Source organism: Kitasatospora sp. NPDC022856, assembly GCF_055561235.1.
On record NZ_JBVHHE010000080.1, the window covers coordinates 1 to 14794 of the forward strand.

General features: G+C 71.8%; 12 protein-coding genes and 3 pseudogenes. 5 read left to right on the forward strand and 10 right to left on the reverse strand.

Features of this window, described 5'->3' with window-relative positions; translation table 11 throughout:
• Positions 1 to 86 precede the first annotated feature (86 nt).
• On the forward strand, positions 87 to 311 hold the full coding sequence (locus tag ACZ34W_RS37540) for a hypothetical protein (RefSeq protein ID WP_465610827.1): 225 nt from the start codon (positions 87 to 89) through the stop codon (positions 309 to 311).
• A 26-nt stretch (positions 312 to 337) separates the two neighbouring features.
• Here ACZ34W_RS37540 and ACZ34W_RS37545 read toward each other — a convergent pair whose 3' ends face one another.
• Positions 338 to 1312, reverse strand: a complete 975-nt coding sequence (locus ACZ34W_RS37545; RefSeq protein WP_465610847.1) for a zinc-binding dehydrogenase — start codon at positions 1310 to 1312, stop codon at positions 338 to 340.
• A 98-nt stretch (positions 1313 to 1410) separates the two neighbouring features.
• On the opposite strand from ACZ34W_RS37545, the gene ACZ34W_RS37550 reads away from it, so the two are divergent.
• Positions 1411 to 2046 (forward strand): TetR/AcrR family transcriptional regulator, encoded by a 636-nt coding sequence (locus ACZ34W_RS37550; RefSeq protein WP_465610829.1) that lies wholly within the window; start codon positions 1411 to 1413, stop codon positions 2044 to 2046.
• A 1131-nt stretch (positions 2047 to 3177) separates the two neighbouring features.
• On the opposite strand, the gene ACZ34W_RS37555 is transcribed toward ACZ34W_RS37550, so the two are convergent.
• The gene (locus ACZ34W_RS37555; protein WP_465610831.1) at positions 3178 to 5718 is read right to left on the reverse strand and encodes a DUF7617 domain-containing protein; all 2541 of its coding nucleotides are present in this window, start codon (positions 5716 to 5718) and stop codon (positions 3178 to 3180) included.
• 444 nt (positions 5719 to 6162) lie between these two features.
• Here ACZ34W_RS37555 and ACZ34W_RS37560 point away from each other — a divergent pair, with 444 nt between their 5' ends.
• The gene (locus tag ACZ34W_RS37560; RefSeq protein WP_465610833.1) at positions 6163 to 6684 is read left to right on the forward strand and encodes a hypothetical protein; all 522 of its coding nucleotides are present in this window, start codon (positions 6163 to 6165) and stop codon (positions 6682 to 6684) included.
• 642 nt (positions 6685 to 7326) lie between these two features.
• Here the strand turns inward: ACZ34W_RS37560 and ACZ34W_RS37565 are convergent.
• Positions 7327 to 8170, reverse strand: a pseudogene (locus tag ACZ34W_RS37565) (aminoglycoside phosphotransferase family protein).
• Between the two features lie 342 nt (positions 8171 to 8512).
• Between ACZ34W_RS37565 and ACZ34W_RS37570 the strand changes: the two are divergent.
• Entirely contained in the window at positions 8513 to 9370 is an 858-nt protein-coding gene (locus ACZ34W_RS37570; RefSeq protein ID WP_465610849.1) for an LURP-one-related/scramblase family protein, read from the forward strand.
• A gap of 283 nt (positions 9371 to 9653) precedes the next feature.
• Here ACZ34W_RS37570 and ACZ34W_RS37575 read toward each other — a convergent pair whose 3' ends face one another.
• The 3 genes and pseudogenes from ACZ34W_RS37575 to ACZ34W_RS37585 form a co-directional block, all read right to left on the reverse strand.
• Entirely contained in the window at positions 9654 to 9815 is a 162-nt protein-coding gene (locus tag ACZ34W_RS37575) for a hypothetical protein (protein WP_465610835.1), read from the reverse strand.
• Positions 9812 to 10702 (reverse strand): annotated as a pseudogene (locus tag ACZ34W_RS37580) (transposase). Before ACZ34W_RS37580 ends, ACZ34W_RS37575 begins: the two are co-directional and overlap by 4 nt.
• A gap of 90 nt (positions 10703 to 10792) precedes the next feature.
• On the reverse strand, positions 10793 to 10915 hold the full coding sequence (locus ACZ34W_RS37585; RefSeq protein WP_465610837.1) for a hypothetical protein: 123 nt from the start codon (positions 10913 to 10915) through the stop codon (positions 10793 to 10795).
• A gap of 523 nt (positions 10916 to 11438) precedes the next feature.
• On the opposite strand from ACZ34W_RS37585, the gene ACZ34W_RS37590 reads away from it, so the two are divergent.
• The gene (locus tag ACZ34W_RS37590) at positions 11439 to 12278 is read left to right on the forward strand and encodes a hypothetical protein (protein WP_465610839.1); all 840 of its coding nucleotides are present in this window, start codon (positions 11439 to 11441) and stop codon (positions 12276 to 12278) included.
• 150 nt (positions 12279 to 12428) lie between these two features.
• Here the strand turns inward: ACZ34W_RS37590 and ACZ34W_RS37595 are convergent, their stop codons facing one another.
• The 4 genes and pseudogenes from ACZ34W_RS37595 to ACZ34W_RS37610 all read right to left on the reverse strand — a co-directional run bounded on the left by ACZ34W_RS37595 (position 12429) and on the right by ACZ34W_RS37610 (position 14730).
• A complete protein-coding gene (locus ACZ34W_RS37595; RefSeq protein WP_465610841.1) occupies positions 12429 to 12887 on the reverse strand; it encodes a hypothetical protein in 459 nt (152 codons plus the stop codon).
• A 185-nt stretch (positions 12888 to 13072) separates the two neighbouring features.
• Positions 13073 to 13459 (reverse strand): annotated as a pseudogene (locus ACZ34W_RS37600) (sigma factor); the annotation flags it as partial.
• 173 nt (positions 13460 to 13632) lie between these two features.
• Positions 13633 to 13797, reverse strand: coding sequence for a hypothetical protein (locus ACZ34W_RS37605; RefSeq protein WP_465610843.1), 165 nt, complete (start codon positions 13795 to 13797; stop codon positions 13633 to 13635).
• A gap of 654 nt (positions 13798 to 14451) precedes the next feature.
• Positions 14452 to 14730, reverse strand: coding sequence for a hypothetical protein (locus tag ACZ34W_RS37610; RefSeq protein ID WP_465610845.1), 279 nt, complete (start codon positions 14728 to 14730; stop codon positions 14452 to 14454).
• Positions 14731 to 14794: the final 64 nt, after the last annotated feature.

The window sequence follows — 14794 nt, forward strand, 5'->3', positions numbered from 1 at the left end:
CCATCCGCATATCGCATGCCACACGGTCTACAGCGACAGGTGACCATCCGTCAGCAAAACGGCAGATCTACCACCCCAAAGAGCTGATGTCAGTACTCAACGGCCCGAGCAGCGACTTCGATCCGGAGGGCCCCTACTTCGTCGGCTGGATCTCCTTCTTCGGGGCGGCCGAGGTCGACAGCGGGCCCGAGCACGGCGGCGGCCACGACATCCACTTCGACGTCAGAGAGCAGGTCCAGCGGCTCCAGGACCAGGGGCTGCTGCGGACGGTCCGCTCACGGTCTCGATCGTGCCGGTTGGTGCACCAGTAGAACCCACGTCACCGGGCGGCGGTGCGTCACGGTGTCAGGACGACCCGCCCGAAGACCTCGCCGGCATCCATCAGCCGGTGGGCGTCTGCCGCAGCTTCGAGTGGGAGGACGGCATGGACGACGGCGCTGAGGTCACCTCGCACCGCGGCCTCCAATTGGTCGGCGCGTATCCGGGCCAGGTCAGCTCGCGGCACCGTGTCCAGACTGAAGGTCGCGACCGACAGCGACTGCCGGAACCGGCTCAGCAGCGCCGACCCGAAGTCCGCCGGAGGCGGCCCGGCGACGAGGCCGACCAGCACGAGCCGGCCACGGGGTGCGAGCCGCGCGAGGACCGAGGGCAGCGCCGGCCCGGAGACGATGTCGACGATCACATCGAAGCCGGCCGGCTCGGGACCACGCGTACTGTTCCCGTCACGGTCGAGCGCGTGTGTCGCGCCGTACTCCATCAACCGCTCGCCCCGCTCGGCTGAGGACGTGGTCACCGCGACTGCCCGCGCACCGGCCCGGGCCGCGATCTCGACGGCTGCGATGCCGATGCTGCCGGCCGCGCCACGTACCAGCACGGTCTCGCCCGCGGCGAAGTGCGCCTGCTGCAGGGCGAAGTGCGCCACTGGGGCGGCACTGCCCAGTGTCACCGCATCGACGGGCGTCAGCCCGGCGGGCAGCGGCGTGACGTTCGCGATCCGCGCGACCGCGTACTCGGCGTAGCCGCCGGAGAGGCCGGTGAACGCCCAGACGCGTCGGTTGAGCCACGACGCCTCGACACCCGCTCCCACGGCCGCGACCGTCCCGGCCACCTCACTTCCCGGCACCAGACCGTCGCGAGGCATGGCCGGGCCGAGCGCGCCCAGCGTGCCGCGCCGGATCACCGCGTCGACTCCGCCGACCCCGATCGCCGCGGTCCGGATGACGACCTCACCTGCGCTCGGGCTGGGGACGGGGACATCGACGACCTCCATGCCGTCCGGGCCGCCGAAAGTACGGATCGAGACTGCTCGCATGCATCGCTCCTGACTGGTTAGGGCCGGTTGACTCCCGTACGATCGAACGTAACGGACGGATCCGTCCACTTGCTGTTGTGAGAGAGATCGCCTGAAAGATGACTCACCTGCTGCGTGTCGACGCGAGGGAGAACCGCGATCGTGTCCTCGCCGCGGCCCGGTCGCTCTTCGCGGAGTCCGGGCTGGGGGTGACGATGCGACAGATCGCCCGGCGTGCGGACGTCGGGCCCGCGACCCTCTACCGCCGGTTCCCGACGAAGCAGGACCTGGTGCTCGAGGCGTTCGAGGAGGAGCTCGCCGAGTGCGGCTCGATCGTCTACGACGGCACCGCCGACCCGGATCCGTGGCGCGGGCTCTGCGACGTCATCGAGCGCGCCCTGCTCCTCAACGCGCGCAACCAGGGCTTCACGGACGCGTTCATGTCGGCACACCCCGACATCGTCGACTTCGAGGCACACCGCGAGGAGTTGGGCCGCGCCGTCTCGACCCTCATCCGCCGCGCGCAAGCTGCGGGCCGGCTGCGTCCGGACTTCGTGCTCGATGACTTCGTCGTCATTCTCCTCGCCGGCCGCGGACTGACCGCCGCGCCCGCCTCCACGCGCGACGCAGCGGCACGACGCCTCGCGGCTTTCATGATCGACGGCCTCCGCGTCGCCGACGCCGAGCCAGGCACCCGCGCCAGTAGCGCCGCGCGAACGGGAAGCTCCGGACCGCGACCGCAACCTCGATCGTGAAGAGCCGCCATGACACCAGCGCCGCGCCGGTGCAGCCACCGCCCCGTCGGGAGTTGGCCGAAACGTCCCGTTAGGGAGCCAGAAGTGCTGGCAACCGGGACCCAGGGCAGAGTTCTCCCGTCGGAGTCACCCCTCCCACCGGGGACCTGACGAAGGGACGCGAGAGCGGCGGCTGCTACTGGACCGGTCGGACCACTGCGGCGGGGAAGAGCGGTGAGCACGGCCTGCGCACCGGGACCCGACCGAGCGACCGAGGGCGATGCCGGCTCCGCGCAGGGCCGAGCGAGCGAGCAGGCATGCGGCCCAACCCGAGAGTGGGCACCGGGAGCCGGGCGGGGCTTGGTGCCCACCGTCGGCTCGACCGAGGAAGCGTCATACCAGTGCGGGCGGGGCGGGACCCGACGGTCGCGGGTGACGGGGCTGGTAGAAGGACGCCGAGATTGCTCATGGTCCGGGTCGACGCACGGCGCGGCACGGTGATCGAGGCAGGCGAAGGTCGCGTGGCCGCGCGAGCACCCCGGGGCCGAATACGTCCGCCGCGACGGCTCCGGCTCCTACGGCGAGGCGATCCGCCAGGCCCTGCCCGAGGCAGTGCAGTGGCACGGTCCGGCCACTCACCCACCATGAGGCTGCCAGCTGTGAGTAGATCGGCACGTCGGCGAAGTGGAAGGCCGCTCTCGCGGCCGGCTCGGGAGCCATCGCGGGCGTCGTCATGCGCGGGTCGACGGCGGCGGCCAGGGCACGATCGGCGTCGGTCGGCTCCCGGGTCGCCGAGCGCGACACCCGCTCCTGCTTCCAGGCCGTGGGCAGCGGCTCGGCCAAGGCCCACCGCCCGTCGGACGAATCCGTTGAGTACGGCGTCCGTTCCCCGCCCCCATCATGCACACGACCTGCACGTCAGCCCGAACGACTCCGCACCCGCGAACGGGCGGCACCAGATCATCCAGGAGTGGACATACCGCCCCCTAACGTCTACTCAACCCCAGGCTCAGGAAGACGCTTGGCTGGGACACCCCAGCCAAGCGCTTCTTCGAGCTGCCTGAAAACAATCCCAACCCCCGCCGTGTTGCGGCGAGTTGTTGAATCCACCTGTTCGGGGGCGGGGCGTCGGGCGTACCGATCGGGGGCGGGTCAGTCCTTGCCGGGCACCGCCAGGATGCAGAGCAGGGAGCAGGCCACCGCCGCGGACGGGGCGGTGGTGGTGGGGGTGGTGCCGGCGGGCGCGTTCGCGGCGACGAAGCTCGCGGAGGCGGTGTTCTTCAGCGGGAGCGCCAGCAGCAAGGAGTCGCAGTAGACGGCGCGGCTGGCGCCGGCCGCGAGGGCGAAGGTGCCGGCGGCCTGCCGGCAGGCGGGCGTGCTGGCGTCGTTGACGGTGACGGACGCGGCGTCGACCGGTCCGGCGTTGCTGACGGTGATCCGCCAGTGCGCGGTGCCGAGCAGGCCCAGCAGTCCCACGGGGCTGGTCTTGGCCCAGGGCCCGGGGCCGCCGGGCAGACAGTCGTGGGAGTTGGCGGAGCCGCAGATCTCCTTCTCCACGGTGACCCGGGGCTGGCAGCCGGTGCCGGGCGCGACCGCGGTGGTGACGGTGTTGGAGGTGAGCGCGCCGTTCGCGTCGCTACCGTTCGCGGTGTTGGTGACGGCGGTGGCGGTGCAGGCGGCCGCGACGGTGGTGCGGAAGCAGACCTGCGGCCCGTCACCCCGGTACTCGACGACCAGGGAGGGGTGGTTGCCGTTGGTGAAGTCCGCGGAGGTGGTCAGCACCAGCTGCGCGGTGACGGTGAGGGCCGGGTGCGCGGTGACGGAGATGCCGGACAGGTCGACCGTGCCGTCCGCGCCGAGCGCCGGGGTCGCGACGGGCGTGCCGTCGGGGTCGGTGACCAGGACCCGGGACGCCGACAGGGTGATGTGCGAGAGGTCGATGTCGGTCAGCCGGACCTTGTCGTAGCCCTGGACGTGGCCGCTCGCGCCGTCGCAGTAGAAGTCGCCGGGTTCGAGGGTGACCGAGGCGCCGCTGTGCACACAGGGGCTGGCGCCGGTCGTCGGGTCGAGCGAGAACAGCACGCCGGCGTCGCCGAGGCCGATCAGGCAACGGGTCGTGGAGTCGTAGCTGTAGCCGTAGTCGCGGGTGTCGCCGCCGTGGGCGCTCGGGTGCCCGGCCGGGAGCGGGAAGCCCGCACAGGGGCCGCCGGTGGCCCAGTCGTGGCAGACGGTCGCGCCGGCCACCCCGCCGCCCCAGATCGGGAAGTAGCTGCGGGTGCCGGTACCGGTGGTGACGGTCTCGGGGTTGAACGTCAGCACGCTGCCGGCCAGCGCGCCGAGACTGCTCGGCGCGGCGTGCACGGAGCCGTCCAGGCCGTAGCAGGTGGTCAGGACGTTCGCGCCGCCGACGGTGCTGGTGCAGACGCCGTCGGGGTGCCCGGCGGTGTCGTACGCGGTATAGGCGTTGTAGGTGTAGTAGTTGGCGTTCGGCCCGGCGGGGTGCTGGGTGTCCCAGCCCGCACAGGCGGTGAGGGCGGCGGTGTCGAAGCAGCCGAGCGCGGGCGGCCCGGGGACGGTGGAGGTGCCGGCCTGCGGCGAGCTGGAGACGAAGACCTTGTCGCCGATCGCGGTGAGCGCGCCGAAGTAGAGCGCGGTGGGCGTGCTCGGCAGGTCACGGTTGCCGGGGGCGACGGGCGCGTACGGTTGGCCGGCGCACGGGGTGCGGGTGGCGAGCGCCAGGCAGAGCACCCGCCCGTTGCTGGCGACGCCGTACAGGTTGTCGCCGGAACGCATCAGGCCCGCGAGGTTGTTGACGCTGCTGGGCGAGCCGCCGGTGGGCGTGAGGGCGGTGAAGCCGCAGTTCGCCTGCGCGTCGAGGTCCAGGCAGCCGACGCCGACCGCGGCGGCGGTGACGGCGGGGTACAGCACCTGGTTCGGGTGCGCGGGGTCGAACACGTACTGCGGGGTGAGCGGGCTGCCGATGTCACCGGTGGCGCCGCTGCCGAGCGGGCCGACGGTGGTGTTCAGCGGCCGCGGCCAGGGGCCGCCGGTGCAGGGCTGACCGGCCGTCAGGCTGAGGCAGACCACCTGCGGGGCGCTACGCGCGGCGTGGTGGTAGATGTTCCAGGACTGGATCTCGCCGGACGCCGTCCGGTGCAGGATCGGGGTGAACCCGTCGCCGCCGGTGGACTGCGCGGTCGGCTGGACGGGGGCGAGCAGCAGCGGGGAGACGCCGGTGCCGACGCCGCGCAGCACCGGGTTCTCGGCCCGGACGGCGGTGGTCGCGGGGCCGGTGTCGGTGGCGCCGAACGTGCTTCCGTCGGTCGACCAGGACGGCGTCCACCCGGGCGGGACCTTCAGCGAACCGGGTACGTACGTCTGGGAGTCGCCCGCGCCCGCGATCGGGTCGGTGACGACGGCGGGCGCGGCGGCGCCGCCGGAGGTGCCGCCGCGGTAGGTGACGGCCCAGTTCAGGGTGTCGCCGTGCTCGGCGGTGGCGGCGCCCGGGTGGGTGGCGTTCTGCACGGTCTTCACCAGCGCGGACGCCCCGACGGCGGTGTCGGCTGGGCTCGCGCCGGCCCCGGGGGCGACACCCCCCAGGCCCAGCAGCAGGAGCGCGGAGGTGACGGCGACGGCCGTGGCGGCGCCGAGCGGACGGCGGCCGGTGCGACGGCTTCGGGCGGTGATCGGCATGGGCGGACGCGGGCTTCTCAGCACTGGTTCTCCACCTCTGATCGGCAGTCGGACTGACAGGTCGTCAGTCCGGTCCGTCGATCAGGGTAAAGGTTTGGCAAGTATGGACCGGAGCTACTTTTCATATTGGTCACATAGTGAACGAATATGACTCGACATCTTTCCCCTCGATCGTCCGCACGACCTCCGAGGGCCGATCGTCCCCGAACATCACTTCGATGCCCGCCCGCCCTTGGGCCGCTGGCGTACGACACCCGCAGCCCGAGCCGCCACACCGTCGGGTGACGTGACTCAGCCAGGCGAGTGACGGAGACGACCGCCGACTGCGCCCCGGGCGGGCCGGTGTTCCATGATCGGTGCCGTCGCCGTCTCCGGCGGATTGTGTGCAAACCGTGTCAGTGCCGTGCGATCGGTCCGACCACGGCTGTTCGAGGAGTTCCTCCCATGCGTTCACGAGTCATCGCCCTCATGGCCGCCGCCATCGCGGCCACTTCGGCGCTCACGCAGCCAGCCCACGCCGCCCCCCTCATCGACGGGGTCTACCGGTTCGCGGCCCTCACGGACGGCAAGTGCCTGGTCTGGCCCAAGCTGCACGGACCTGTCGGCACAGTGTCACTGGGTGACTGCACGGACAGCACGTACACCTCGGCGAACTGGCAGGTACAGCAACGGCCCGACGGAACGATGAACGTCTCCGTGCCGAACTCGGCCCCGCGCGGCTGCCTGAGGTTGACGGACGACCACAAGGTGGGGATCAGCGACACCTGCGACCGGTACGCCGAATGGACCGTCTTCTACGGCTCCGCCGGCCCCGGCAGCACGGTGTGGGCCGACATCGAGCACACCCCCGGCGACCGGTCCGCCTCGTGGGGGAAGCTGGTCGACGATCCCGGCGTGACCGGCCGGCTCGTGGTGAGGCCGGCCCCCATCGAGCCGCACCACTGGACCGTGCAGCCGGCAAGCTAGAACACCCCAGTCCCGGTCGCTCGGGGTCGGCTCGGGGCGCCACCGGGCGCGAAGGACGCCGTCCCCGTCGGGCAGCACAGCCGTGAACAGGGAACCGCGCCCATCGACGGCCATCGGCAGGACGGCAGGCACGGGCACCGCAGAGCTGGGCGGCCAGTGCCGTGAACCGGGTCTCGTCGGCGACCGTGCTGGGGATCCGGCCGTCCCGGTCCTCCCAGACGAATTCGACCAGGCCCTCGTCCGGGAGGCCGGCCACAACTGCAGGACATCGGTGGAGAGGTCCGGCCAGAGCGCCAGCCGGGCCCGCGGGGCCAACCCGGCGCGCAGCGCATCGAACGTGCCGTCACCGAGCCGATGCCAGCGGGAGGCATCGTCGACGTGCATCTCCTCCAGGAGCGCCGCCTCGCGCGTCGCCACGCACCAGCGCACCCTCTCCCAGACCCCGTCGTCGGCCGGACGCTGCTCCCCCGGCTCGTCGAACACCGCCTCGTACGGGGAAGCGTCCACGACTTCGCACGGGCACTCCTGGAGCAGGCTGCCGAGCAGTCCCAACCGTGAAACATGTTCGACCGGACCGCAGCATCACTTCCCGGAGCCGTGCTCCGGGCGGCGGCGCCCGCCGCCCCCGAGCCGCTCGCGCCTTCACCCGGCCCCGGGACTCCGCCCGGAGCCCCGTCCACAGCGGGCGAGAGCGGCCCGGACCAGGTTGGGCCCCTCCGCTCGCCAGTGGTCGCGGTCGGGCATCTGGTCGTTCCGTCGCCAGCGCCAGGCCGAGAACATCGCCCAGTCCACCGCGCGGCACCGGTGGATCAGGTCCTCGTCGACCCCCGCGTAGTGCTCTGCGACCTCCTCGGGCGCATGGGCGAGGTCGAACTCGACCGGTCCGCAGCAGCAAGTGACGAGGTCGATGAAGAGCGGCCCCCTCTTCGTGTGGAGGACGTTGCCCTCGTGCGGCTCGCCGTGCAGCAGCTGGTCGCCGGCCCTGTCGGCGCTGATCTCGGCGCTCAGCTCGCCGAGCGTGTCGAGGAGGAGCTTCCGGTCGTCGTCGGCCAACTCGGGCGACCGCTTCCGGTCGTTCACCTCTCTCAGCGCCGCGGCGACCCGGTCGGTGAAGTGCGGAGCGTCCAGATCCCCGACTTGGCGCAGCGCGGCGTGGTACCGCTGAAGCGCGTCCGCGTAGTGGGCTGGCTCGATCTTCGATTCCAGCGGTTCGTAGTAGGTCCAGAGCGGGACGGTGAAGCTGTCGCGCACGTGCACCTGGGGCTCGACCCGAGGGTCGAGTTCGGCCACGGGGCGTCGTCGACTTCGGCGAGACGGCGGGCGACCTCCACTTCGAACTCGGAACCGGCCAGGTCCCCGAGAGGCGCGACCCGGGCAAGGGTCTCGGAGGGGACCAGGCGGAGTGCGACGCGGTCCGAGTTGTGGATGACGACCACATCGTCGCCTGGAGGCCCGACTCCGTAGCGGTGGCCCGCCCTGCCTCAATCGCGCGACGGAGCTCTGGTCGGTGCCGTCGAGGGCGAAGTACCGCAGGGCGGTGAACTGGGCCTCGATGCGGTGGCCGACCGCCCGGGCTCGTGGGGCGACCCGAAGCCACGACAGGGATCGGGGGGGGCCGCTCCAGGTGACCGGCCGATGGAGCAGCTCGGATCGCACTCGTCGGGCTTGCCGGGTGCTCGGAGCGCGCTTCGAGGTCGGCGAGCTGTCGCCCCGTCGGTCGGCAGGCACAGCCGAAGAGCTGGTGCCGTGCCAGGTCCAGGGCCACCGGCCATGGGCGGCGGGGCGCCGCGCAGCGCGCTCCCCGGGTGTGACATCGGCCACATCATTACTGTCGGATGGTCGGCCAACTGCGCTCGCGGCGGCCGAATTTGCAGGTCGCGGGCCCGATCAGCAGTCCGCGGCGGACCGGGTCGAGCCGAAACGACCTGGCTACCGGGCGAGGGTTGAGCCTAGCCTGCCCGCCATGTCCCAGAACACGAACACCCCCGGCTTCCCCGGGCAGTCGGCCGCTCCGGTCGACGACTCCGCCAAGGTGCAGCGCCAGGTACAGCGGCAGGCTGGCGTCGGGCCGGTCTCCGGTGGCGGCGGCACCCTCTTCTCCGAGCCGGTCCTTGTGGTGAACCAGAAGGCCAAGCTGATCGAGCTGACCAACGAGTACGCGGTCTTCGACCAGCATGGGGCCGCCCTGGGGTCGGTGGTTCAGGTCGGCCAGAGCGCCCTGCGCAAGGTCGTCCGGCTGCTCTCCTCCCTCGACCAGTACCTGACCCACAAGCTGGAGATCCGTGACGCGCAGGGCAGCCCGGTGCTACTGCTGACCCGCCCGGCGAAGCTCATCAAGTCGCGGGTGATCGTGCAGCGTCTGGACGGTCGAGAGGTCGGCCAGATCGTCCAGCAGAATGCCATCGGGAAGATCAACTTCGCGATGGAGGTCGGCGGGCAGAAGATCGGCGCCGTCAAGGCCGAGAACTGGCGGGCCTGGAACTTCTCCATCGTCGACGAGACGGACACCGAGATCGCCCGGATCACCAAGACCTGGGAAGGCCTGGCGAAGACGATGTTCACCACTGCCGACAACTACGTTCTCCAGATCCACCGCCCGCTCGCCGACCCGCTGCTCAGCCTCGTGGTGGCGACCGCGCTGACGGTGGACACCGCGCTGAAGCAGGACGCCCGCGGCCTCGGCTGACCGCGGCCGGGCAGCGGTCCGATCCCCGCCCCGACCGTCGGCCCGGCGCGGCAGCGACAGCGGGCAGGCCCGCACCCGGGCCGATTGACCGGGGTGCGGGCTGCGGCCACTGCCACCGCCCGGGTACCCGGGGAACGCCCGGAGGGCCTCCCCCGCTGGGGGGGGAGGGCCTCCGTCGGGGCAAGAACCGGACGAGGACCGGACAAGGCATCCGCAGACGCGGCCTCCGCTGCCGTCCGTGCGGGGGGGGGGGGGGGGGGGGGGGGGGCGGGTGGGCCGCGGTTCAGCCGTTGGCCGTGAGGCGGTCCAGGAGGTCGAACTCCACGCGGACGCGGTCGATGTCGGCCGTGAGGAACTCGGCTGCCGTGCGGGCGCGGTCGGCGTCGGCACCCGTCTCGGCGGCCCATTCCAGGACGCGGGCCGCGGCGAAGACGTAGGCGATCACCCGCCCGGCCAGGACCGAGTGCTCCTGGCGGAGTTCGCGGTCGAGGAACCTCGGGTCGTAGCCGTGCGCCGAGACGGCGGGTGCAGTCGGTGCCCAGACGGCCAGGAAGGCACTGAGGCCGAGCCGTCCGAGCTGTCCACGCAGTACTGGGCGAGCTGCTGGCTCAGCAGGTCGTTGGTGCCGTCGAAGACGGTGAAGACCCGGGAGTCCAAGAACGCCTGGGCGGCGATGTTCGTCGGTGAGTCGGAACGGTAGCCCTCACCGCCGGCAAGTTGCTGGTAGTGGTTCGCGCAGCTGACCATCAACTCGGTGGCCACGGTCTTGACGGCCTGGATGGCGGGGAAAGCCGGGGTGAGGTCGTTCCTGAGGTCCAGCGCCGTCCGGACGTAGTGGTTGAGCGCCGCGCAGACCGTGCGGGCGCTGTCGATCGCTCCGAGCACCAGGCCCAGCACGTCAACGGCCAGCCCCCGCTTGCGGCCCGCCGCCTTCTTGGCGGCGTCCCGCCCGGTCGTGTCCGCGGGTACCCCGGCGGCGGCATGCAGGCTCTGGGTGTCGAGCACCACCAGGCTCGGGTCGGCTGATCGTCCTCGGCTCTCCCGCACCTGCCAGCGCAGCAGGTCATGGATGACCTCGTCGGTACCGTCGTCGCGCCACTCGTAGAAGTAGTACTTCACCGCGTCAGGCGGTGGCAGGTCGTGGGGCAGGTAGTCCCATTGGCAGCCGGTCCGGGACTGGTACAGGAGCGCATTGACGACCTCCCGCATCTCGTAGTTGCCCCGGTGGCCGCTGACGGACGGGTGCTTCGCCTTCCACGCAGTGGTCACCGGCTCGATCAGCGCCCAGCGTTCGTCGGATAAGTCGCTCTTTTAGGGCTTGCGGTCGCTCACCCTGTCACTCCAGCACGGCCGAGCCCGTCGACCGGCCGGGAGCCCCTACAGCCACACGATCAGGCGGCACCGAACCGGACATCAGGTTACTTACCGACCTCTCAGAACGGCCCAGTCGTCGGCGGGGAGCTCCCGCTGCGGGTAGGTCGCCGCGTCGAAACGCGAGAGGACCTCCTCGACACCCGCGATGAACTCCTCGCTCGACAAGAGCACGACGGCACCCACCGGACCAGACCCTCCGGCCAGGCCAGAGCACCGCCGGTGATCGCAGTCCGACCTCCACGGCCGCGTCTGCGAGACTGGCGATCATGACGGGCCGCCGCAGGCTCTCCCTGGGCTTCTCCGAGTCCTCGGTCGACGCTTCCGTGCCCCCTCAGCCCGGTGGGCGCCGACTGCTGCCGGTCGAGCAGAGCGCCGCCGGCCGGACCGGGAGGCGTTCAGCGGGGACAACCCCGAGCACACCGCGAGGTCTGTCTCCAGCCCCTCCCCGAAACCTGGCGGACCATCAGCTGAGGGTCAGTGCGAGACCGGTTCCGAGGCGCAGGCGCAGCTCGGTGACGTGGGGAGGTTGCGGCGACGGTCGAGGCGGTCCGACCGCCACCGCCCCCCTTGTGCTCCACCGACGCCTCGCTCGCGACTACGACCAGGGGCCTGACCACGCCGCCTCCCGCGCCCACCCGACGATGACATGCCCTCGGTCCCGGGCTGGGGCAGCACGTGGGACTAGGCTCGGACCGTGGATCACCCCGACGAGCGCGCCGAAGGCGCCGGACCGTTCACCACCCGGCTCACCTGGCGGCCGGCCGAGGGAGGCTCGGCCGTCTGGGAGTCGCGCCTGGCACGCAAGCGCGGGACGCTCAGGACCCGCGCCGAGGAAGGGACGGAGGGTCCGCCGCGCACCGCGGACGACACGGCACTTCATCGGCTGCGCATCCTCAACACCGTCGCGGCCGTCGCGTTCACGCTCGGCGGTGCCCTCTTCGCCCTGGGGGCAGCCGTCACCGAGATCGGCTCGGCCGGCGCGACCGCGGCCGCTTCGATCTACTTCACGGGAGGCCTGTTCTTCAACACCGGCGGTTTCACCTCGCTGCTCCAGGCGGTCAACGCCCCGCGCCGCTCGGGTGAAACGGACTCGCTGGTGACGGGTGGCTGGCGGTGGTGGAGCTACGAGCCCACGCGGATCGACTGGCTGAGCACCTTCGTCCTGTTCGTGGGCACCCTCGTTTTCGGCGTGAACCTGCTGGACTCGTTCCTTCAAGGGCTTTCGGCCCAGCAGGTCAACCGGTTGGTCTGGGCCCCCGACATGGTGGGGTGCGCGCTGTTCCTGATCTCCGGACATCTCGCCCTGGTCGAGGCCTGTCACGGTCCCCCGTGCCTGCACGCGCGCAACCTCGGCTGGTGGATCGTGGTGGTCGACCAGGTCGGGTCCGTGCTCTTCATGGCGTCGGCGCTGGCCGCCTTCACCCGCCCGGAAACCGGCAGTCCGCTCAACGCCGACATCGCGAACTGGGGAACCTTCGCCGGCGCGGTGTGCTTCTCGGTCGGCGGCGTCCTGCAGTACTTCGAACGGCCCTAGCCAGATGCGTCGGGTACGGGCGGTTGCGGCCTGCGCGGCCTCGGGCACGGGGGCTTCGCGGGTCGGGGGGGGAGCGGCCGAGGCCGGTGGAGCGGTGCCGGATGAGGCCTCGCACCGCTGCTCCCCGTGCGGCGGTGGGAGGCCCCCGGGTCAGCGGAGCCAGACCGGGGCGGTGACGATCGCCTTGAGCTGGTCGACGCCGAGTGCCGGGTTTCCCGGGCGGAAGGTGTAGCCGTTCTCCCCGTTCCACTCGTTGATCTCGATGGACCGGCCGTCGGCGTAGTGGACCGCCGCCGCCCAGTGCAGGACCGGGTCGACCGCCGTCTTGCCGCTGCCGAACATGTTGGTGACGACGGCGCTGCCGTCCGGCCCGCGCTCCCGGACCGCCAGCGGGCCCGCCGGTCCCTCCGCCTCGGCGTAATCCTCGTCCTTGACGCCCCGCTCGCCCGGCTCGGTGACACTGACCGAGAGCATGCTGGTGCGCCCCTCGTACGTGACCGTGAGGTGCGGCCCGTTCCGGCCGTCCTGCCCGGAGGGCACGGCACCCGGCGGGAGCAGCGGGACGAGCGCCGCCAGAAGATCCTCCGCCTTCGGACCGGGCTCGGGCATCGGTGGCTTGGGCGCGGTGTCCCGCGCCGGCAGGCGTCGAAGAACCGCAGCACGAGCACCGCCCGGTCCTGCGCCGGGAGCTCGCCGAGGGCGCGCAACAGGGTCAGCCGCAGCGTCGGGTCCGGGCCGTCCACCGCGATGTCCGGGAGGGTGTCGGTCACCCGCTCCGAGCTGCTGCGCCGCCGCCGGTACGACAGGAAGGTGTTCACCAGCACGGTCTGGGCGTACCCGCTCGGGTTGTCCAGGCGGGATATCCGGCGCCACTTCACGAAGATGCGCCCGAGTGCCTCCTGAAGGAGGTCCTCGGCCAGGTGGGCGTCGCCGCCGGTGAGCAGGAAGGCGGCACGCGCCAGGTGTCGGCCCCGCGACACCGCGAAGGCCGGGAAGTCGGGCGGCACCGGCTCGGCCGGCTGTTCCGCGCTCGTTGAGTGGTCCATGTCTTTCCAGCGTCGTCGACCCGCCGTCATGTGGCGGTGGAGGCGGGGGACCTTTCCACGGACTCGCGCCCGCGTCCGGACGGTGGCACGCACGACGGTGCCGCGCCGCGAGCTGACTTCGGGTTTGGGAGGCATCCAGTCAGGCTGGGGAACGGGCCGTTCCACGGTTGCCTCGGTCGTGTCTCATAGGCGCTTGGGCGGCTCGAGCACACGGCGACCGCACCCACACCGTACAAGCGCGGACACCCCGGAGTACGGCGAACTCCCCGCCGGACCCGGTGCATCGGGCCGACCGCCCGGCAGCGTGCCTATGGCAGCGCCCGGCTGTGGTGGCTGGCCTCCGACGGCTTGGTCGACTGGACCACCTTGCCGCTGGACCGGCGTTCGAGGGTGAGCCGCTCGGCCGACAGGTGCAGGCGCAGCGGGCCCGGTGGCCTGCTCTGGGCCCGGTCACCCATGATCCGTCCCGACATCGACCTCGACCTTCTTGCCGACGTCCTCGTCTCCCCGTGCTCGCCCGCATGGCATCGGGCGACACCAACCGGCTCAACACGGAACGAGCCAGCCGGCAGATCACCAACCTCGTCCTCAACGGCGCTGCTCCAGCGCCGAGATGCCGAGATGACGACCACGGAAGCGCCGAAGCGCACCGGGACGAACAGTCTGGCTGCCGCAGCCGCCGGTCGGCTGCAGCGGACAGGCCAGTCCCCTACCCGCCTCGGCGAGGCCAGGGCCAGCCCGCTGATGCCGATGGCCACGTCCCGCCACAAGAAGCCGGGGAACGTCCATCAACCGCGACCGGTGGACTCCGCCACGAACCAGACCGGTGACTGACACCCCAGGGGGCCAGGCCACCCCGAGAGTGCGGGGCATCAGGCCGCCGGCGCCCTCGCCGAGGCACGGGGGACGGTTCCCGTCCCAGCGCCGGTCCGCCGGCGGCCTCGGCCGGATTCAGAGGGAGGCCGAACCGGCACTGGCACTCTCGCTGTTCCTGGTCATCACGGCGATCGTGCTCGGGGTGGTCGGCGTCACTGCCCAGGGCCTGTCCTACGGGGACGGCCTCGCCGATCGTTCCGGTCGGCTTCGCCGGCCCGGACGGTGATCCTGGCAGCGCAGGGGCAGCTCGACTACGCGGGAACCGGCCAGGAGGCGGCCCGGCTCCGGGCGAGATCCGCTCGCTCGCGGGCCGCACCCGCGCCGTCGGCGGGTGCTACGGCCGACGGCAGGAAGTCGGAACGGGCCTTCGGCGGTGCCGCACCGCCGACCGTCCCGGCGGCAAGCAGGGCGCTCGCGGTCCTGATGTTCGCGGGGTCGGCCGCCTCGGCCATCAGTCGGGCGGCATCGACGGCATCTGTCTGCGGCGGGACGACCAGCAGGTTCAGACACCCCATGTCGTTAGAGGTCAAGCGGCATGGAGTTGGGCGTGGTGCGCCCAGGCGGTCGCTTCGCTGTAGTGGGTACGGGTTTTGA

Excerpts from the sequence above, each read along its gene's own strand:
- ACZ34W_RS37540 (WP_465610827.1), top strand. The coding sequence starts at position 87 with ATGTCAGTACTCAACGGCCCGAGCAGCGACTTCGATCCGGAGGGCCCC.
- ACZ34W_RS37545 (WP_465610847.1), bottom strand. The coding sequence starts at position 1,312 with ATGCGAGCAGTCTCGATCCGTACTTTCGGCGGCCCGGACGGCATGGAG.
- ACZ34W_RS37550 (WP_465610829.1), top strand. The coding sequence starts at position 1,411 with ATGACTCACCTGCTGCGTGTCGACGCGAGGGAGAACCGCGATCGTGTC.
- ACZ34W_RS37555 (WP_465610831.1), bottom strand. The coding sequence starts at position 5,718 with ATGCCGATCACCGCCCGAAGCCGTCGCACCGGCCGCCGTCCGCTCGGC.
- ACZ34W_RS37560 (WP_465610833.1), top strand. The coding sequence starts at position 6,163 with ATGCGTTCACGAGTCATCGCCCTCATGGCCGCCGCCATCGCGGCCACT.
- ACZ34W_RS37595 (WP_465610841.1), bottom strand. The coding sequence starts at position 12,887 with ATGCCCGAGCCCGGTCCGAAGGCGGAGGATCTTCTGGCGGCGCTCGTC.
- ACZ34W_RS37605 (WP_465610843.1), bottom strand. The coding sequence starts at position 13,797 with ATGTCGGGACGGATCATGGGTGACCGGGCCCAGAGCAGGCCACCGGGC.